Below are 18916 nucleotides of genomic sequence, written 5' to 3' on the forward strand. Positions count from 1 at the left end.
ACCTCGGTCACTATATTGATTTAAAGGAAAGAAAGTATCAGGCCCAGATCATTGTAAGCAGTCCGAGCAACATCACGATTTTACATAAGTCGCTGATTTGCTTGAAGTCACGTCGGGTGTCAGCCCGCGATAGCCGGTAAATAAGAAATGAAATCGGGATAAGCAATAAGATAAACAAGACGACCAGAACGCCGTTGTCGAGAGCGTGGGCAAGAATAAAAAGGCTTAAGACAAAGAAAAAGAGAATTACGTAGAGAAAATTCTTGGTGGAACGTATGCCCCAGATAATCGGTAACGTTCGGCAGCCATGCGCCTCGTCGCCGCGGATATCCTCCATGTCTTTCACGATCTCACGGATTAGCGAAATGTAAAAGGAAAAAACCGCGTAAATAAAAACGAGGTGCCGGTTCGCGGGGTAATGCACGGTCAGGATCAGTAGGGTTAAACCTGTAAGCAGGGAAACGATAAAGTTACCGATGAACGGTAGACGCTTGAAACGCTCGGAATAAAACCAGAGAAGCGTGATCGAAAAAACATTGATGACGAAAATGTACGGGCTTACCACGAGACCAAGTACTGCCCCCATCACATTCAAAACCTGGTGTGCACCGATGGCCCAGCGCCTTTTGAGATAGCGTCCGACTACCACCCGTTCCGGCTTGTTGACGATGTCGATCTTTACATCAAAATAATCATTGATAATGTAACCGGCGGCTGCAATGCAAACGGTTGATAATGAAAGAACAAGCATATCAACATTGCCTAGTATGCTTTTCCAGTCCTCTCTGGGGCCAATGAGCAGAATCCGGGTGAGGTACTGCGTCAGGACCACAATAATCAGGTTGGTCATACGGACCAAACGGGCGCTTCCCGCGACATAATCCCATAATCTTATTTTTGGCCTGGCGGTCACATTCATTTTTGGTTAACTAGAAAAGAAGGTTTGGTATAAAAATATTCATTTTAAACCATTAACGACAATTCTTCACTTCTTTATCCACTTTTGGGATAAAAAACAGCCAAATGTTGTTAGCTCTTAAAAATCTGTATTTCCGGACGGATGTAATTGACCGGAACTCCATCATTGTACTGAAATTATGAAAATTGGGATCGTATGCTATCCAACCTTCGGCGGGAGCGGTGTGGTAGCTACTGAACTTGGAAAGGCACTTGCAAAAGCAGGCCACCAGGTTCATTTTATAACTTATTCGCAACCTCCTCGTCTCGATTTTTTTAACGAAAATCTTTATTATCACGAAGTAAATATACCTGCCTACCCTTTATTTCAATATCCGCCTTACGAATCTGCACTTTCGAGTGAAATGGTACATGTGGTGGCAAGTGCAGGGCTGGACCTTCTGCATGTACATTATGCGATTCCACACGCATCGTCGGCATATTTGGCAAAACAGATATTGGCGGCACAGGGCATTCATATTCCGGTTATCACCACCCTGCACGGGACGGACATTACGCTGGTTGGAAAAGATGCTTCATATGAACCAGTTGTGACATTTAGTATCAATCAGTCCGATGGCATTACAGCCGTTTCTGAATCGCTGAAAAAAGATACGTATAGCCATTTCAAAGTAACAAAAGACATTGAGGTTATCCCGAATTTTATTGACCTTGACCGTTTTAACAGGCAGAAAAAAGACCATTTCAAACTGGCTATCTGCCCGAATAATGAAAAACTCGTGGTGCATACTTCCAATTTCAGGAAAGTAAAACGCATTGACGATGTGATCATGATCTTCGAGAAACTGCGTAAGTTGCTGCCCAGCAAGTTGTTACTGGTTGGTGATGGTCCTGACCGTGCGCGGATCGAACGTCTTTGTAAAGATCTGGATATGCTTTCGGATGTTCGGTTTTTGGGTAAGCTGGATGCGATTGAGGAAGTACTTTCTGTTGCAGATTTGTTTTTAATGCCTTCTGAATCAGAGAGTTTTGGTTTGGCTGCATTGGAGGCGCTGGCTTGCGAAGTTCCTTTGATCACTTCAAATGCAGGTGGTTTGCCTGAGCTGAACCTGCATGGCGTAACCGGATTTTTGAGCGATGTGGGGGATGTGGAGGATATGGTAAAACATGCGGCATTCATCCTGCATGACGATAATCTGCCTACGTTTAAAGCAAATGCACTGGCCCGCGCAAAAGAATTTGATGTTGCAAAAATCCTTCCGCATTACGAAGCCTATTACGAGCGTGTGGTTGAAAACAGCAGGGTAATTGAGATTTAGGGATGGTATTTGGGTAAAATCCTTCCATAAACGGATGCAACCATTCGCCCCGCTGATTTAATCGGTCGTTTGGATTTTAGTCAATTCGTGTGTTATTTTAGCTAGGTTTACGTTATACAGAGAAGTAAAAAAACCTTTGAACATGAAACTGTTATTTAACATACTCATCATATTCCTGCTTCTGATTGCATTTGTACCGTATTTCAGAAGATTCATTTTCCATTTGCTTGTAGGACGCCAGCTTATTAAACAACAAGAAAAGGCATATCGCGCCCAGCAGCAAGCCCAGCAGGCCAGAACGAAAGGCGGCGTGCGGGTGGAAAACGTTCCGCCCGATGCAAACCAGTCTACCCGTTTTCGTGGGGGCGAATATGTGGATTACGAAGAAGTGAAGTAATTATAAGTCTGAAATATATCCGATATGCCGGCGTCACCTCGATGCCGGCTTTTTTGTTGTCAAAAATCTCCATTTGGGCACAGTTTCAAGTTTAAGAGGCTTTTTTACGTAAATTACAATCTCAAAATCTTCTGTTATAATGGTTGAACTGCAACAAGCCTCTGTACAATCGGAATTTTTCAGTCAGATCAGGGCGGGTATCCCGGCCAATCTTTCGTTTGTAGATGAAGTTGCAGAGGTTTTGGGCATCAGCAACGACAGTGCCTACCGGCGGATACGTGGCGAAAAGGCGATCAGCTTTGACGAAATTGCTAAACTCAGCAGGCACTTCACAGTTTCCGTGGATGCATTACTGAATGTGAAAGCAGACTCGTATATTTTCAAGGGAAAGCTGGCGAATACGCAGGACCATATTTTGGACAAATGGCTCGAAAATGTCCTGAGCCAATTTGAGTTCATGCGGAATAGTGACAACTGTAAACTTTACTATCTCGCCAAAGATCTGCCACTACCGCACTTTTTTCACATTCCCGAACTTGCTGCATTCAAGTTTTTCTTTTGGCAAAAATCCATTCTTCAGTATGATGAACTGCGTGGATCGCGGTTTGAAATCGGTGAGGTCGATCAGTCTTGTCGAAAGCTTTCGGAACAGATTGTAAATGCATATAACCAGGTCCCGACCGTGGAAGTATGGAATGCGGAGAGTATCAACAGCACCATCCGGCAAATCGAATTTTATCGGGATTCGGGAATGTTTGGTTCGAAAAGCGAGGTTTTGGTCATGTGGGAAATCTTAATGGACCTGGTGAACCATCTGGAAAAACAAGCTGAAAATGGCGTGAAACTGGCTTATGCGGCTGGATCAGAAGTTAGCGCGGCTTCTTATGAGATGTTCAATAATGAGCTCATTCTCGGCAACAACACGGCTTTGGCAGATTTCGGGGCGTTCAGGTTAACTTTCCTGAATCATTCGGTTATTAACTACATTTCCACGCAAGACCCGACATTTAACGATTACATGCTTTCGGGAATTAAAAACATGATCCGGAAATCGGAGCAGCTGAACAGTGTGAATGAAAAAGGAAGGTTGAATTTCTTCAATAAAATTCGCTCAAAAATTACGAGAGCGAGAAATACACGGTAACTTATCGGCTTGATCGGGCATCATCCAGCTTTTTTTTCAAGCTGTTAAAAAAGATCCGCCGATCCTTTTCGCCAGCCCAGCTTACGGGTGTCGACCGCGCAATAATGGTTTTGATGTTTCTAAATGTGTAGTTGCAAAACAGCTGATCGGAGGTTGTCATGTAGTTGATAAAACTGTGATTCAGGAATGTGATTTTTGCATCGCCCAAGTCCGCCAGAATCGTGTCTTCCCCGATAAATAGTTCATTATTATACAGGTTATATCCCGCCGCGTCTTTTTCAGGTTTTTCTCCAAACTTGTATTTAATCCCAATTTCAGCCTGATGCTCAAGATGGTTTATCATCGTTTCCAATGTATCAAAAAGCACGAACCGGTCTTTTTCTGATGCAAATTGTCCGGTGTAATGGTAAAACTGAATTTGCTTGATAATGCTGTTAAAACTTTCAGAACTCCATATTTCGGTACTTGCGATCGTGTTATACGCATTCACGATCTGGTTCGAAAGTGCGTTGACGGCCAAATCCTGATCTGCGGTTGAGAATTTGGAGCCGCGTGCGTGGGTTCGTGGAGCAAGGTATTTTTTTCGAAAAAAATCCTTAAATGCTGCCAACACAGGGAATTGAAGCGGATAGATAAACGGAACGTCTTTTGCAATGTAGTAAACGTGCACATCCGACTGTTTTTTGATGGATTGCGTCATCTGGTTCAATTGCGCAAGCCATTGCTCGATATCATAATTACTTTCATCCAGCAAATCCCCATTGAACAGAAACGACTTGCCCGATGGATTTAGCAACCGGTCGAGTGAGAGATTGTAATGCACGGACAACTTCTGTAATTCCTCGAGTGAAATGGGCTTTTCTCCCCGGATCCGGCGGTATGCGCTATCGGGGCTTATTTCCAGTAAGGCAGCAACAGAATCCGCCAGCGAAATGTGTTTTGGGGTTTTCTCACGAATCTCCTGAAAAAGTAAGATCTGAATTTTTTCAGTATCCATAAGTTTTGCGATCAGAGCAGGGTATCGATTTTATTGAAAGTTACTTGAAAGTAAACATTTAGCTGCGGTTTTCCCCGAAGGCGCCGTGCATTGTGCAAAATATGCCAGCTTCTTTCTTGATTTCCGCAAAATCTGCCTGGAAACTGCAATCCGTTAATTCTGACCAGCATTTTGTTAAAACTACATTTGATTTGTTCAGATACGCCATTCGCTTCTGAATGGGGGACAACCGAAAACCCGGGTAGAGTAGGTTCAGCGTTCAAATCAGACAGGATGAAAGGATTGCATTTTTTAAACAGCGAGTTACAAGAAGCAACTAAGCCAATTTCGAGGAAAATGCAAAAAAGCGAATTGATCGAAATGCTTAGCCATATCGGTACCGAAGTTAAAAATCACGGAACTACGGGTTTAGACGAATCCGGGATTCTTCGAAATGATTCCGTTGGGAACCTCATCTATTATACGGGCATTGTCCCTCCGTTTGCACATACTTTTCCGCCCTCGGTCGAGGATGCTCGCAATGCAGATGGTTCCCTGGCGCCGTTCCACCAGCTGACACAGGAAGGTAATGTAGAATTGGGCGAGGTCAATATTTCCATTGTGCAGGGGCAATGGTTTGATTATAATTTTAACAACAGACATACAAGTGCGCCCTATCTGGTAGGCAGGGCCGGGCATTACATTGAAAAAGCCATTCATATCGGTAAATTTTTCAAACCGGTACATGTGAAAGTTACTGTTTCAGTTAGCTTGCCGCCAAAGCTTGAACAAGTATGTAAGCTGGAACGGGGCACCGGAGACCGGTCCATTGAAAGTTGCGGAGTGACCGCGAAAGTGCTGACTGAAATTGCCACGACATCCGGCCCTGCCAAATGTGCTGAAAAACTGGTGTTGGAGTCTGTCAGATCGGACGGTCTGGATGATTACGATTTTTACGAACCGGAGAGCTCGCACGATGTATGGGTTAAACTTCCGGCTGGTTCATCCGAAATAAATTTTCGTTTCTGGTTGATCGGAAGTGCATTCACGAGTTCCGACGCAGCCGATCTCACACCCGGCACAGACCATGCCATTGCCGTCCTGGATTTGAGAAGCAAAAACCGGAACGAGGGCCTGAACATCCTGGCCGATCCATTAAATGGAATTCCTTACCCTCCGCATGGAGGGGCAAAAGTTTCTGTCCAAGTAGCTATTTATGAAGTAAAAACCGCGATATGAATAAACTGATCTACTTTCTTATGGTGTCATTCCTGATCAGCTTCGACGTTGTCGCCTATCGTTCGGCAGTAGCGGATACGCTGGTTCGGGCGCCAGCAACACGGAGCGAAGTACAAAGTAGAGGTTCTGCCTCTGCCAACTTAGCGCTTACATTCAGTGTATCCTCATTGTTGGCTTCCGCTTTTGGGTTGCTTTCCCTCGGTGGTAATGGGGAAGTCAATGCTGCCATCCCCTTAACGGTAGGATTAATATTTAGTCTGCTCGCATTGATCAGTGGCATCGGCGGATCCTGGAAATATTTAAAAGAATCGCAATCAGCCGGTTTATCAGACAAAAGCATTAGCAGGGTCAGACGAAAATTCGGACTTTCCATTCTTCTAAGCTTATTGGGAATGACTGTCATGTCTGTCATTGTAATTGCCCTGGCGAATTTCTGAGCGTTCAATCATCTTAGTTTAACTCTGACTGTCAACATGTTAAAGTACGTTATTTTCATCATGTCTCTTGCCATTTGGCTGCATGGTCATCTTGTATCAGCGCATCCCGCCTACTTGCAACACGGCACGCAGAAGGTGGAACACACTTTTGAAGCAGATACTTCTTCGACAGTAAGACCCAGGCTTGAAAACCCTGTTTCTACTTTGTCAATGATTTCGTCTGTGGCTTCGGTGATTATGGCGAGCTTTGGGTATACCGGGAATGAAAAGAGTTTTGATCCCCTTCCGGTGGTGGCTTTATTTGGAATTACTAGCCTTGTTACCGGGATAATTGGATTTATCGTGAGACGGAGACTGTTGCGCACGAAATATGCAGGCGACCTGAAAGCCGGAAAGCTTCCTTTGGGAAAAACACGGAGCATGATAGGTGTTTTCGGACTGCCGGTTTCATTTATCATAATCCTGCTTGCTTTCAATTCCTGCGGTTAGCATATCCGTTTCAAGCCTTACCTCACCCTGATCAAAAATGAAAGCAAACCTGACATTTATTTCGGCTGTACTTTTTACGACTTTGATTACCTTTCTTAATCCAACCAATGCGTATGCGCGCCTCGATTCCTGGAAGGATACGACTGTGGTTCAACCTGGTAATGGAGGCAAAGCATCAAATGCTGCCGCCATTGCCGGTGCTGGTGCGGGGCTGCTGACAATTGCAACTGCTGTTATAACAAGCGGCGATGACGGAGGCGCGGGTGTATTTGCTCTGGGAATTATTGCAGGGATAGTAGCGATTATTTCAGGTACAACCGGACTAGTGAACAGTCGAAACTGGAAGAAACGGGGAAAGGCATTCAAAGACCGGTATCAGAGCGACTCGATACGTAGTAAATCGGTACTAGGCATTGTACTGGGTATTCTGGCGACAGGTGTTTCCATTATCATCTTGCTGCTGAAAAGCGGAGTAATGGGTTTTGTATAATATAATAGCCATGAAAATAAGAAGGCCCGGACAATTGCCGGGCCTTTAACTCCTTGATCGACTGTACTCTATCTGCTCAGGTACAGATTCCTCTCGCTGTAAATCTGTTGAAAGAAATCATCCTGTAAATCATCGATAAAGTAGATCGCCTCACCGGTGGATTTCATTTCAGGTCCCAGTTCCTTATTTACATTCGGGAATTTATTGAATGAGAATACCGGGATTTTTATCGCCCAGCCTTTCTTTACCGGTTTGAAGTTGAAATCAGAAACCTTTTTGTCGCCCAGCATCAGCTTGGTCGCGTAATTCACATATGGTTCCTGGTATGCTTTGCAGATAAATGGAACAGTCCGGGACGCTCTCGGGTTAGCCTCGATGACGAATACTACACCGTTTTTGATTGCGAACTGCACATTAATCAACCCTTTTACATTCATTGCCAGGGCAATTTTGCGGGTATGTTCTTCGATCTGGCGGATTTCGTCAGCACTGAGATCAAATGGCGGCAACGCAGCGTGCGAGTCTCCCGAGTGGATCCCGGCAGGTTCGATGTGTTCCATTACACCAATGATATAGGCGTCTTCTCCGTCACAAATTGCGTCGGCTTCTGCTTCCAATGCACCTTCCAGGAAATGGTCGAGAAGAATGTTGTTATCTGGGATGTCATGCAGGATCTTCACCACATGTTGTTCCAGTTCCTTTTCGTTAATTACAATTTTCATACTCTGACCTCCAAGTACATAGCTCGGACGAACCAGTAATGGGAAGCCCAGCGTGCGGGAAACTTCAACTGCGGCATCCGAAGTGCGAACTGTTGCGAATTTCGGGAATGGAATGCCCAGTTCTTCCAGAAGAGAAGAAAAACGGCCGCGATCTTCTGCCCAGTCAAGAGAATGATAGCTGGTACCGATGATCTTAATGCCGTATTTTTCAAGTTTTTCCGCCATTTTCAAGGCTGTCTGACCTCCCAGCTGCACAATCACACCTTCCGGTTTTTCATGCTGGATAATGTCATAAACGTGTTCCCAGAAAACCGGTTCGAAATATAGTTTATCGGAAATGTCCGGATCTGTTGAAACTGTTTCAGGGTTACAGTTGATCATAATGGTTTCATAACCAGCTTCTTTTGCGGCAAGTACACCATGTACGCAAGAATAATCAAACTCAATTCCCTGACCGATACGGTTTGGTCCTGAGCCCAGCACAACCACTTTTTTGCGGTCACTTACAATGGACTCATTGTCCGGATGTTCCTGCGAGGTATTAAATGTAGAGTAGTAGTAAGGTGTTTTCGCTTCAAACTCCGCGGCACAGGTATCTACGCATTTATACACACGTTTGATCCCCTGGCTCATTCTCTTATCATAAACCTTACTTTCTTTCGTATTCAATAAATGCGCGATCTGACGGTCTGCGTAGCCCTTTTGTTTGGCTGAAAGCATTAATTCTTTCGGGAGATCGTCCAGGTCGAATTTCTCAATTTCATTTTCCAGCTCGATCAGTTCTTCAATCTGGCGAAGGAACCACGAATCGATCTGGGTCAATGCCTGGATGGTTTTAAATGAAAGCCCGATCTTGAATGCATCGTAAATGTGGAAGAGGCGGTCCCAGCTTGGATGTTTCAGGCTGTGTTTGATCGCTTCCTGATCGCGTAGCTCGCGTCCGTCAGCTCCCAAACCGTTTCTGCGGATTTCGAGGGATTGACACGCTTTTTGCAAAGCTTCCTGAAAATTCCGGCCGATACCCATCGCTTCACCGACGGATTTCATCTGCAATCCCAATGTACGGTCGGCGCCTTTGAACTTATCGAAATTCCAGCGTGGAACTTTTACGATCACGTAGTCAATGGAAGGTTCGAAGAATGCAGAAGTACTTCCGGTGATCGGGTTAATCAGCTCATCCAGGTTGTATCCGATCGCCATTTTGGCGGCGATTTTAGCAATCGGGTAGCCGGTTGCTTTCGAAGCAAGTGCGGATGAACGCGAAACACGTGGGTTGATCTCGATCGCAATGATCTTATCGTCAGCAGGGTTTACTGAAAACTGTACGTTACAACCTCCTGCAAATTTTCCAATTCCGTCCATCATTTTAATGGACAAATCGCGCATTTGCTGGTAAAGAGTATCCGGTAATGTCATCGCCGGAGCCACCGTAATGCTATCCCCGGTGTGAACGCCCATCGGATCGAAGTTTTCGATCGAACAGATGATGATGAAATTTCCTTTACCATCGCGGAGCAGCTCCAACTCGTATTCTTTCCAACCCATTACACTTTGCTCCACCAGTACTTCGTGTACCGGAGATGCGTGCAAGCCGTTATTCAATGCTTTATCAAAATCTTCTTCTTTCTCCACGAAACCACCGCCTGTTCCTCCCAGCGTGTAAGATGGCCGGATCACAAGTGGGAAACCGATTTCCTGGGCAATTTCTTTGCCTTCCAAAAACGACCTCGCCGTGCGCCCTTTGCACACATTCACACCCAGTTCGATCATTTTCAGACGGAATTTCTCCCGGTCCTCCGTGGTCTCAATGGCTTTAATGTCGACACCGATGATCTCTACGTTATATTTTTTCCATATTCCCGCTTTATCGCAATCGATCGCCAGGTTTAATGCGGTTTGACCGCCCATCGTCGGAAGAACAGCGTCAATAGGTCTCCCTAATGCTTTGTGTTTTTCCAGAATTTCAATAATGTACTTTTTCTCCAGCGGTTTCAGGTAGACGTGATCTGCGCTGATCGGGTCTGTCATGATTGTCGCAGGGTTGGAGTTGATCAAAACAACTTCAATACCTTCTTCGCGCAGTGAACGAGCTGCCTGAGAGCCTGAGTAGTCAAACTCGCACGCCTGACCGATAATAATTGGACCTGAACCGATAATTAGAACGGAATTGATATTCGTGTTTTTGGGCACAGCTAATTGGTAATTTGTAGAATTGAAGGAAATACTTTAACAACTTTTGGGGGTTGCCTTGTGCTATATGAGCAGGGGTACGTCCAAAAATTCCACAAAGTTAATTCACATATCCGAAAAAGAAGGGTCGAAATATTTAAATAACATTATTTTTTGAAATATTTCATACAACATGTTGATAAACAGAATGTTGCAAATTGACTAAACATTGAAAATCGCTATTGCAGAGGTACAATGGAGGGTGCGGAAATGTCAAAATCCCGCAAACGCAGCGGCACGTTTCCATTCGCGCCGAAACGCCAGGGGGAATAGTTGTCCGGGATGTTGGCATAGTAGCCCACACGTAATTGGATGGTATTAAATGTCAAATTCTCGTTTCGTAGCCGCAATCCCAATCCGTAACCCTGAAACCACGGTCCGTCCCAAAGTGAATTAACACCATTTACCAAACCAATATCTGCAAAAACGAAATAGGCGATACGAAATCCGAGTAAACTTTTATCTGAGAAAAAGACGGTTTCAGTACCAAGCGTTAATCTTTTCGTACCGATAAGTTGTTCATTATTAATTCCCCTGATCCCCTGATCCCCGCTGATGTTGAGGTAATCAACCGAATCGCGCCGAATGCCATGGGTATAACGTATCGTCGCAAATTGCCGGAAAAAACTGTAACGGAACGGGATCAGGTTGCTGATGTAGTTGAGCTGCCCGTTGATCACGCCTTGCTGAGCTGCGCCATTTTTGATATAGGTTCCCATATTGGCAATTCCGTACATATATCCCAGATTATGAGCGAGATACTTGCCAATGGCATATTGAACGCCAGTATAACCCCGCGCTCCAAACTCGGTATTTTCCTGCCCGAGCGTGAATGCAAAAAGGCTACCGACAGGAACGTCCTCCGTGCGTCCAAATCCATAAATCAAAACGTCTCGTTTGTAGTTACGGTTTGAAAAGCCCAGACTAACCAGTGTGGCACTGCGGTTCCAGTAGATTTTGTTGAGGTTCGCAGCGACTGCCGGTCGTTCTTTAAAATGGTACTTATTATGCCGGGCCGCGACCACAATCCTCGAATTCTGGCTCAGCCGACTGTTTCGGAGTGGAAACTTAAAAGATCTCCCCAGCCAGATATCGTAGTAATTGAATTCCGTCGGATACAATGGAATGGACACGTCGGTGCTGTCTATCCTTCGTTTGTTTTGAAGTAAAGTCGTGTGCCCGGCGTCAAATGCGCCTGCGTATTTTGTTTCATTGGTTAAAAAACGCCGGTAAAACCGAACGGATTGTTCTTTAATATCCCGCTCGAAAATCAAGCTTGCCTGTCCTGTAATGAAGGTTTTGCCGATATAGGGAATCGTATAAATGGTCCGGAACTGAAATTTCCGGATCGAATCTTTTGCATCCCAGCGGATTGCGGTCAATTGTGAATGCGTCGTCCCGCGAACGTTGATATCCTCGATCTTTGCGTTGAATTTTTTGAAAGTGGTGAACCCGCCGCCAAAGTTCAGCGACCATGCATCCTGGACCAGTACCACCACATCGGCCATCCAGGTGACATCCTTTCGGGGTACCACAATGATCCGGGCATCCACAATGGTTTTGTTGGATCTTAGCAGACGTTCATTGTCTTTGAAAATCCGCGCCTGAATGTCGTCACCTTCTGAAAAAAGCAGGAACGAGCGGCGGATAATCCCTTCACGGGTGTTGGTATGTACGCTTTTACTCAGGAACCGTTCCAGCCGGTTTCCTTTGCGGGTGGTGTCGTAAACCGATTCTCCCAAGATATTCAATTGCCGGATGTAGATCTTACGGATTACCATTCCCTCAAACTCGGTAAATGGGTTTGTCTCGATCTCTTTTACCTCCGTAACCTTTCCCTGGTTGTAAACATCTCTGAAAAGCAGCCTGTAAATCGCGCGGGAAAACTTGGTTTTCGACATCCGCACTTTCAGATTCGTGTAGCGGATGCTGTCACGGCTGTACGTGGCCAGGCTGTCGGGGTTTTGAGCCGAAGCAAGACCAGATAACAACATCAACAGCAATAAATATCTACACATCGGGCCAATCAGAATTCCAAACCAACAAACTTAACGCAAATGCAGGCAGGTCAGATATGTACTATTTACCCGCCTGTAAAATCGCTTGAATTGTTTTTTGCGTATCGCTGGGCGTTGTAGCGTTTTTCGCAGCAAACTTCCCATTCGGCCTGATAATCGAGAAAGTAGCTGCATCGAGTGGGTTAAGCCTGAAAAGTAAATCCATCATCTGATCGTTTTGCATGAACAAATGGACACCTTTCAATTTGTGCCGAACGATGTATTGTTTGAGAAGTATATCCGATACACCAGTTTCTTCATTTGGCAAATGCACGTACAGGAACACAATGTCTTCCGGCAGGCGGGCTTGAAGAGTAGGAATGAAATCCAGTTCTTCGCGGCTTTTCCCATCCTCAATGTTCCATTTTGAAAGGTATACCGTTTTTCCTTTAAAACCCTCTAAAACCCGGTTAAACCAGGCTGTCCCCCGGTCATTGGAAGCCGCCAGCCAGTAACCGGGCAGTGCTTCTACCGGATCTGTCCTTAAACCTTTAAAGTTGACCAGTTTACGAACATCGGCACTGTCCCGGACTTCAAGGGCCACGATTTCATCGAGCGATTGTTTGAATTGCGGTATTCCCGTTCTGGACTGAATATGCTTGCTGAGAAGAAGTTGCTGTTGATTCGTGAATTTGTACATATTTTGGGCCAGGTACCGCACCTTTAAAAATTCAGTGGCCGTACTGTCAAAAACGTCTTCATAGATCCTGTTTTGTCTTTCAAAATTGAAAAGGAGATTCAGTACCATTTCATTTTTTGCAAAAAGCTTGTTCAGGAAATCCAGTTCCGTTTTCTCGGCGAGGCCATTTGCCGTAATGCGGTCCAGATGCTGCCGGTCTTCCAGCGAGAGGTTGGGTGTGTTGTTCCGGATCAATGCAGACATCATGCGAACTGGCAGCGAATTCACTCTGGCCGGATTTGCCATTTTGCGGCTTTCGACAACGACATCGGCATAATTTCCAAACCGGTTCGCCCAAATCACCCGCTGCGCCGTGAGCGGAGGGCCATCCAGTCTTTTCAAGCTGTCCAACAGATCTTTTGTTACCGCATAATCAGTCCCCATGGCATGTTCGTAAAGCAGCTGTAATGCTTCCTCATCGGTAACCGATTTTATCCACTGATATAAAACTGGGGACAGGATATTGTTTTTAGTAATATTTTGAACGGCAGATAATCTCAATTGCGCCCGGGAAGTGGCGGAAATCTTTGCCTCGGCCGTATTTTTAAGCCAAAAATCCTTAAAAAATTCCCGCCCCAGCAATTCCTTCGGATTGGTAATTCTTGGAGCCATCAGCACCTTCGACGATTCGCCGAGCTTATTCTCAGCTTCTATGTAAAGTGGATACTGATTGTTGGCTTCCGCATTTACTCCTGCAAAATAAAAAAGCCTTTTTGCTTTCCCCAGCGAGTCACCGTCGAAAGTGATTTCAACTGTGCCGGGCGATCCCAGAAATGTGGTAAACGCTTTGCCGCCGTAGTCGAGGTAGATTTCTTCCTGGGGAAAAAGCATGGGCAATGAAACCCGGAAACTGCCGTCTGGTTGTAATGGCGCTTGTTTGCTGAGCTCCGACGCGGGCTGAAGTATGTTATTTCTCGAAAAATTTATGAAGGAAGCCTGCCGGTATAGCCTTCCGTTGAGGTTCTGAATGCGGCCTTTGATTATTAATGAATCAGTGGAGGCAAAAGAAACGGTAAGTAATCCGGAAAAAAAGGCAGCTAGGAAGATGAAGCGCATGCACGTGAACATTAGATATTTCTAACGAAAAATAGTGATGCTTTTCGATGCTACCAAATTTGATCCGGTTATTTACAAATGGGTTTATCTTAAATGCAGGTGGTATTTCAGGCGCGATCTTCATTATCGGGTAGTGGCGCCGCGGTACCGTCTTCGTATCTGACATAAATGCCGTGATACCGTTCCTGAACGTCATAATCTCTTCGCAAAGGATGTCCTTCCCAGTCTTCAGGAAGCAAAATGCGTCTCAAGTCCGGATGTCCTACGAAATGGATCCCCATCAGATCGTATGCTTCCCGTTCGTGCCAATCGGCTGTGCGCCAGATGTGGCTGACCGTCGGTACCGAGGGTAGCGGGGTGCCCGGAGTATTGCGGGGAAAAATCGTTTTGAGCGTCAGATCAATGCCATAAGGAATGGAAGTCATGTTATAGATGAGCTCCATAGTACCCAAACCCGGGCCATTATCTATCGACGTAATGCAGGCCAGGAAGTCGAAATAAAGGTTTTCATTGGTATACAAAAAACTGCAGACCGCCGCGACACTTTCCACCGGAATGATCAGGATCGGCTGCGGACCTTTTGTGTCGGCATTGATATGCAAATCCGGGAATTGTGAGGAGATTAATGCGGTGATTTCTTGGAAATTCATAACTCTGACTTAGGCGGTTACCGTTTGTGATGCTTCCATTTCAAGAAAAAGCTTTGGAGCGGGAGTATGTGTCTTCCGGATTTTGTCCTGCAATTTCATAAAGCCACCGATCAATGCCTCCGGGCGCGGCGGGCAGCCGGGAACATACACGTCCACCGGGATGATCCGGTCGACACCTTTCACCACATGGTATCCGTGTTCCCAATAAGGTCCGCCGCAATTGGAGCAGCTGCCCATTGAAATCACATATCTCGGTTCGGGCATTTGCTCGTACAATCTCCTGATCCTGTCGGCCATTTTAAAAGTAACTGTTCCCGCGACGATCATCACATCCGACTGCCGGGGGCTGGGGCGGGGCATGATCCCGAATCGTTCCAGATCATAATTGGACGCATAAGCCGCCATCATTTCAATCGCACAACAAGCCAGTCCAAAGCCCATCGGCCACAACGATGAAAGCCGTGCCCAGTTCATCAGGTCCTCTGCATTGGTGAGGATAATTCCTCCGTCGCCGGTTTTTATTCGTTCACTCATTGCTGTAATCGGAGATGCAAAATGTTGGTATGGATATTGCCTGCCTGTCTTAACAGGTTGTTACAAATAAAACCATATTTGGTAAGAAACCGTTTCAGCAAACGTTACAAAAGCAAACGCAATTAATTAAATCCGTATGAAAAATAAGCTACTCTTTACTCTGATACTGGCCGTCATCACCGCAGGATCCGCAATCTCTCAAACCGATAGTACCACCAGAATTTTCAAATCCGGCATGGGGATCTATGCAGAATTCGGTCTTTTACCAAACAACAAAGCGATCCGTGATCAGCTTTCCCGGTTGCAGGTCAAACCCTTCACGTCTTTCATGGGTAATATCGTACTTGCGCGACGCACAGAATCGGAACGGTGGTTTTCGGAGGGGCGGATTATTCTTATGAACAGTACCAATTATACTAAGGATAAAAATGAAAGAAAGGCTTATCTGGGAGGCATAGGTATTGGTACGGATGGCGGCCCCAAACTGGTAAATACCAGCCGGTGGAATGTTTTGATCCCGCTTGGTGTCGATTTAATGCTTTATAGATTGAGTATAAAAAGCAATGGTTCAGCAACCATGGCGCAGCTCGTCAATAATCCGTCCGCGTTCCAGGCTGTCAAATTGTTTACGGGTAATATCAATCTGCATGGCGGGTTGGGAGTGGATTACAAAATGAATTTCCTGCCGAAATTCCATGAGAAGGTTTATCTGAGCGGGAAAGTAACGTATCACCAGCCGATCCTGGGTAAAAGAAAATGGAAGGGAGAAAACGTAACGGTGAGCGACCTTTCCAGTCTGAAAGTAAACCAGGTGTATGTTCAGCTGGGACTTATTTTTTTTCCTAAACCGGGAATGAAAAAGTGGGGAGGAATGAAAATGCACTAAACATTTTTATATTTCTCATTGACTTTCGAATACAGATCGCGGGGTACCGGTGATTCTACTTCCGGTATCTGCGGTTTTGGACGTACCCAGTCGAGGTAGCCTTTCGCCCAGGCGTAGGCAAGCCCGAAAATCAGAATGCCGATGAAAACACTCATTTCTGCCATTGCAAACCAGCCCCACTGCCCATTGGTTTGTTCGATCAATTCCTCATTTCCAAACACGACCGCCCACGGAAACAGGAAAAGCAATTCTACCTCAAACAAAACAAAAACCAGCGCAACGACATAAAAACGGACATTGAACTGAATGCTCGCATTTCCCATCGGGTCTTCCCCGGACTCGTAAGTTGTGAGTTTTTCTTCATTGGGATGGTGCGGGCGCAGGAGTTTAGCTATCGTTAAAACGACGCCGAGCAGGCCGAGTGCGCCGATCATGAAAAGTAATATGAGCCCGAAATCGGAGAGCATAATGAGAGGCTAGTTTTCGCAAAACTAAGGATTTTAGGCATTGCGAAGCCAAATTGTCGGAAACTAAGTCTTTCCGGGATTACAAACTTGTCCAGATGGTGCGGATACTTAATGCGATCACCAGGATACCAACGGTGAGCATGAGAGGCTTGCGTTTGATTTTCCCTACCAGTAACGCGCCAAACGGAGCTGCGATCACACCTCCCACGATCAGTCCCAGCACAACCTGCCAGTTGCTGATTCCATTAAAAAGCATAAATGTGATGCCGCTGGCAAATGCTACTGCAAATTCTGCTGCATTTACAGATCCGATCGTGTACCTCGGGTCACGCCCCTGACCGAGCAGGCTGGAAGTAACTATGGGGCCCCATCCGCCGCCGCCAATGGAATCCAGAAACCCGCCGGCAGCGGCGAGAATGCTGATGTTCTTGGTTTTATTTTTAACCAGATTCTTTTGAATTGCTTTTCGGATGATGATCACACCGAGGATCAGCATGTAGAATGCGATAAAAGGCTTGATAAAATTCCCATCAATCACATCCGATAGCAGGTATGCACCCACAATGGAACCGATCACACCGGGAATAAGCAGACTTTTAAACAGTTTTTTATTGATATTCTTAAACCGGAAATGAGAAACGGCGGACGCCCCGGTCGTGAAGATTTCGGCAAAATGAACGCTCGCGCTACTAATGGCCGGACTCACGCCCAACGTAAGCAGAAATGAATTTGAGGTAACTCCATAAGCCATTCCAAGCGCACCATCCACAAGCTGGGCGGCGAGGCCAACCAACAGGTACAATGCAAAGTCACTGCTCACAAACGACGTAACTTGCTCACCTGTAATGGAAATGGTGCCAGTTATAAAAAGTGCGACCACAAGCAAGACAACCGCAAACACGGGGATTACCAACCAGAGATAAGACGACGGAAGTTTGAGCGAGAGAACTTTGGCAAGCATTGGACGTAACATTAGTGAACCAGAGAAGCACAAAAATAAGAAAACTATTTAATCTACGTAATTAATAGATTATTAAAGTTTTAAATATTATTAGCTTTTAAATTTCTCCATTCACGAATTCAATATAGTTATCCCGATTGATCCAATGTGTAGTTGCTTCGGGGTATGCGTCAACAAATGCCTTCGGGAATTTGATTTTGGCATCGTTCCATTTGAATTCATATCCACTCAACTGCTCATTATGCAGTTCCAGCCAATCGAGCTCCTGTTGATCATAGGTTCGCCAGAAATAAGTGAGGGGGTCTTTTTTGGAATATGTATTCACCTTCATTCGTTCTGCTGCAAGATAATTTTCCCAGAGTGCTCCTACATCCTGACGCTGGGTGACTGGTAGGAAATTATTAATAAGTGCGTTTCTGATACCATTATCGAAGAAATACCACTTGGACGATTTGGTAACTTCCTTTCGAAGATTGCGACTAAAACCACCCAAACGAAAGATGATAAATACTTTGGAGAAAAGATCAAGGTAACGTTCGACTGTATTCCGGTCGATCTGTAATGACTTTGAAAGTTCTTCATAGGAAACTTCCTGACCGACCTGATAAGCTACTAGCTGAAGTAACTGTAGCATTTTGTGCGAGTATTTTACCTGCTCATACATTAATATATCTTTGAGCAAATAGGCATTTACAAGTTCTTTCAAGTAGGTTGTCCGTTCGTCGGTACTTGTCATTTGCAGAACATCCGGATACGTTCCAAACACAAGTCGGCTTTCCAATTGTTGCCTGGTTTCAAAGTAATTTTCCTGTTTTGATAGTTCAAGCTGCGCTATTGGAAAAAGTTGAAAGCTGATCTGTCTCCCAACGAGCGGCTCTCCCGTTTGATTTGATAATTCAAAGGCTGATGAGCCACTGGCAATAATGGTCAGCTCGGGGAACGTATCAATTAATAATTTTAAGGCTTTGCCAATTTCAGGGACTACCTGAGCTTCATCCACGATTAATAATTCGACATCTCGGGTCCACCTGGCATACGAGGCAACTCTTCGATCGCCCAGCAGTAATATCGTGTCGAGGTCTTCTCCATTTAAAAACATGGAATTTCCATCAAAGCTTTTTCGGATCTGCCTCAGCAGGTAAGTTTTCCCAACCCGGCGTGCACCAGAGAGTACCAGTACTTTGTTTGAGCGGAGCTTACTTTTTAAAGCTTCAAAGATGTATCGGGAGAACAGCATGGTTGCGTATATTGGCTAAGACTCAACGA

At 45.4% G+C, this 18916-nt stretch carries 18 protein-coding genes; 8 read left to right on the top strand and 10 right to left on the bottom strand.

Going from position 1 to position 18916, the window contains the following annotated elements; genetic code table 11:
- Window positions 1-37 precede the first annotated feature (37 nt).
- A complete protein-coding gene (locus tag LZG72_RS10025; protein ID WP_233871012.1) occupies window positions 38-919 on the bottom strand; it encodes a geranylgeranylglycerol-phosphate geranylgeranyltransferase in 882 nt (293 codons plus the stop codon).
- A 178-nt stretch (window positions 920-1097) separates the two neighbouring features.
- Between LZG72_RS10025 and bshA the strand changes: the two genes are divergently transcribed.
- The 3 genes from bshA (at window position 1098) to LZG72_RS10040 (ending at window position 3778) form a co-directional block, all read left to right on the top strand.
- Window positions 1098-2237 carry an N-acetyl-alpha-D-glucosaminyl L-malate synthase BshA gene (bshA, locus tag LZG72_RS10030; protein WP_233871014.1) on the top strand — a complete coding sequence of 380 codons (1140 nt, stop codon included), beginning with the start codon at window positions 1098-1100 and terminating at the stop codon, window positions 2235-2237.
- A gap of 142 nt (window positions 2238-2379) precedes the next feature.
- Window positions 2380-2634 (top strand): DUF4834 family protein, encoded by a 255-nt coding sequence (locus tag LZG72_RS10035; RefSeq protein WP_233871016.1) that lies wholly within the window; start codon window positions 2380-2382, stop codon window positions 2632-2634.
- Window positions 2635-2773: 139 nt separating this feature from the next.
- Window positions 2774-3778, top strand: a complete 1005-nt coding sequence (locus LZG72_RS10040) for a helix-turn-helix domain-containing protein (protein ID WP_233871018.1) — start codon at window positions 2774-2776, stop codon at window positions 3776-3778.
- Between the two features lies 1 nt (window position 3779).
- Here the strand turns inward: LZG72_RS10040 and LZG72_RS10045 are convergent, their stop codons facing one another.
- A complete protein-coding gene (locus LZG72_RS10045) occupies window positions 3780-4775 on the bottom strand; it encodes a helix-turn-helix domain-containing protein (protein WP_233871019.1) in 996 nt (331 codons plus the stop codon).
- 336 nt (window positions 4776-5111) lie between these two features.
- Here LZG72_RS10045 and LZG72_RS10050 point away from each other — a divergent pair, with 336 nt between their 5' ends.
- The 4 genes from LZG72_RS10050 to LZG72_RS10065 are packed head-to-tail and all read left to right on the top strand — an operon-like array spanning window position 5112 to window position 7409.
- Window positions 5112-5993: a hypothetical protein gene (locus LZG72_RS10050; RefSeq protein ID WP_233871021.1), complete on the top strand. Its 882-nt coding sequence runs from the start codon at window positions 5112-5114 to the stop codon at window positions 5991-5993.
- Window positions 5990-6430, top strand: coding sequence for a hypothetical protein (locus LZG72_RS10055; RefSeq protein WP_233871023.1), 441 nt, complete (start codon window positions 5990-5992; stop codon window positions 6428-6430). Before LZG72_RS10050 ends, LZG72_RS10055 begins: the two co-directional genes overlap by 4 nt.
- Before the next feature lie 36 nt (window positions 6431-6466).
- Complete coding sequence (locus tag LZG72_RS10060) at window positions 6467-6919, top strand: hypothetical protein (RefSeq protein ID WP_233871025.1); 453 nt, start codon at window positions 6467-6469, stop codon at window positions 6917-6919.
- Window positions 6920-6956: 37 nt separating this feature from the next.
- Window positions 6957-7409 carry a hypothetical protein gene (locus tag LZG72_RS10065; RefSeq protein WP_233871028.1) on the top strand — a complete coding sequence of 151 codons (453 nt, stop codon included), beginning with the start codon at window positions 6957-6959 and terminating at the stop codon, window positions 7407-7409.
- A 68-nt stretch (window positions 7410-7477) separates the two neighbouring features.
- Here the strand turns inward: LZG72_RS10065 and carB are convergent, their stop codons facing one another.
- From carB to nuoB, 5 genes are all read right to left on the bottom strand, one after another.
- Window positions 7478-10321: a carbamoyl-phosphate synthase large subunit gene (gene carB, locus LZG72_RS10070; RefSeq protein WP_233871030.1), complete on the bottom strand. Its 2844-nt coding sequence runs from the start codon at window positions 10319-10321 to the stop codon at window positions 7478-7480.
- A 218-nt stretch (window positions 10322-10539) separates the two neighbouring features.
- Window positions 10540-12354 (bottom strand): hypothetical protein, encoded by a 1815-nt coding sequence (locus LZG72_RS10075; protein ID WP_233871033.1) that lies wholly within the window; start codon window positions 12352-12354, stop codon window positions 10540-10542.
- A gap of 85 nt (window positions 12355-12439) precedes the next feature.
- Window positions 12440-14152 (bottom strand): hypothetical protein, encoded by a 1713-nt coding sequence (locus tag LZG72_RS10080; RefSeq protein WP_233871036.1) that lies wholly within the window; start codon window positions 14150-14152, stop codon window positions 12440-12442.
- A gap of 107 nt (window positions 14153-14259) precedes the next feature.
- Window positions 14260-14802: an NADH-quinone oxidoreductase subunit C gene (locus tag LZG72_RS10085; RefSeq protein WP_233871038.1), complete on the bottom strand. Its 543-nt coding sequence runs from the start codon at window positions 14800-14802 to the stop codon at window positions 14260-14262.
- 9 nt (window positions 14803-14811) lie between these two features.
- Window positions 14812-15336, bottom strand: a complete 525-nt coding sequence (gene nuoB / locus LZG72_RS10090; RefSeq protein ID WP_255700996.1) for an NADH-quinone oxidoreductase subunit NuoB — start codon at window positions 15334-15336, stop codon at window positions 14812-14814.
- A gap of 136 nt (window positions 15337-15472) precedes the next feature.
- Here nuoB and LZG72_RS10095 point away from each other — a divergent pair, with 136 nt between their 5' ends.
- Entirely contained in the window at window positions 15473-16222 is a 750-nt protein-coding gene (locus LZG72_RS10095; protein WP_233871041.1) for a hypothetical protein, read from the top strand.
- Here LZG72_RS10095 and LZG72_RS10100 read toward each other — a convergent pair.
- The 3 genes from LZG72_RS10100 to LZG72_RS10110 all read right to left on the bottom strand — a co-directional run bounded on the left by LZG72_RS10100 (window position 16219) and on the right by LZG72_RS10110 (window position 18887).
- On the bottom strand, window positions 16219-16689 hold the full coding sequence (locus LZG72_RS10100) for an NADH-quinone oxidoreductase subunit A (RefSeq protein WP_233871044.1): 471 nt from the start codon (window positions 16687-16689) through the stop codon (window positions 16219-16221). The two genes, LZG72_RS10095 and LZG72_RS10100, sit on opposite strands and share 4 nt — an antisense overlap.
- 79 nt (window positions 16690-16768) lie before the next feature.
- Entirely contained in the window at window positions 16769-17650 is an 882-nt protein-coding gene (locus LZG72_RS10105) for a sulfite exporter TauE/SafE family protein (RefSeq protein ID WP_233871047.1), read from the bottom strand.
- Between the two features lie 97 nt (window positions 17651-17747).
- Entirely contained in the window at window positions 17748-18887 is a 1140-nt protein-coding gene (locus tag LZG72_RS10110; RefSeq protein ID WP_233871050.1) for an ATP-binding protein, read from the bottom strand.
- Window positions 18888-18916: the final 29 nt, after the last annotated feature.

This window comes from Dyadobacter sp. CY323, from assembly GCF_021390245.1.
GTDB lineage: Bacteria > Bacteroidota > Bacteroidia > Cytophagales > Spirosomataceae > Dyadobacter.

Excerpts from the sequence above, each read along its gene's own strand:
- LZG72_RS10035 (WP_233871016.1), top strand. The coding sequence starts at position 2,380 with ATGAAACTGTTATTTAACATACTCATCATATTCCTGCTTCTGATTGCA.
- LZG72_RS10060 (WP_233871025.1), top strand. The coding sequence starts at position 6,467 with ATGTTAAAGTACGTTATTTTCATCATGTCTCTTGCCATTTGGCTGCAT.
- LZG72_RS10100 (WP_233871044.1), bottom strand. The coding sequence starts at position 16,689 with ATGCTCTCCGATTTCGGGCTCATATTACTTTTCATGATCGGCGCACTC.
- LZG72_RS10095 (WP_233871041.1), top strand. The coding sequence starts at position 15,473 with ATGAAAAATAAGCTACTCTTTACTCTGATACTGGCCGTCATCACCGCA.
- LZG72_RS10055 (WP_233871023.1), top strand. The coding sequence starts at position 5,990 with ATGAATAAACTGATCTACTTTCTTATGGTGTCATTCCTGATCAGCTTC.
- LZG72_RS10050 (WP_233871021.1), top strand. The coding sequence starts at position 5,112 with ATGCAAAAAAGCGAATTGATCGAAATGCTTAGCCATATCGGTACCGAA.
- nuoB (WP_255700996.1), bottom strand. The coding sequence starts at position 15,336 with ATGAGTGAACGAATAAAAACCGGCGACGGAGGAATTATCCTCACCAAT.
- LZG72_RS10075 (WP_233871033.1), bottom strand. The coding sequence starts at position 12,354 with ATGTTGTTATCTGGTCTTGCTTCGGCTCAAAACCCCGACAGCCTGGCC.
- LZG72_RS10025 (WP_233871012.1), bottom strand. The coding sequence starts at position 919 with ATGAATGTGACCGCCAGGCCAAAAATAAGATTATGGGATTATGTCGCG.
- LZG72_RS10110 (WP_233871050.1), bottom strand. The coding sequence starts at position 18,887 with ATGCTGTTCTCCCGATACATCTTTGAAGCTTTAAAAAGTAAGCTCCGC.
- bshA (WP_233871014.1), top strand. The coding sequence starts at position 1,098 with ATGAAAATTGGGATCGTATGCTATCCAACCTTCGGCGGGAGCGGTGTG.
- LZG72_RS10085 (WP_233871038.1), bottom strand. The coding sequence starts at position 14,802 with ATGAATTTCCAAGAAATCACCGCATTAATCTCCTCACAATTCCCGGAT.
- LZG72_RS10040 (WP_233871018.1), top strand. The coding sequence starts at position 2,774 with ATGGTTGAACTGCAACAAGCCTCTGTACAATCGGAATTTTTCAGTCAG.
- LZG72_RS10080 (WP_233871036.1), bottom strand. The coding sequence starts at position 14,152 with ATGCGCTTCATCTTCCTAGCTGCCTTTTTTTCCGGATTACTTACCGTT.
- LZG72_RS10065 (WP_233871028.1), top strand. The coding sequence starts at position 6,957 with ATGAAAGCAAACCTGACATTTATTTCGGCTGTACTTTTTACGACTTTG.
- LZG72_RS10045 (WP_233871019.1), bottom strand. The coding sequence starts at position 4,775 with ATGGATACTGAAAAAATTCAGATCTTACTTTTTCAGGAGATTCGTGAG.
- LZG72_RS10105 (WP_233871047.1), bottom strand. The coding sequence starts at position 17,650 with ATGCTTGCCAAAGTTCTCTCGCTCAAACTTCCGTCGTCTTATCTCTGG.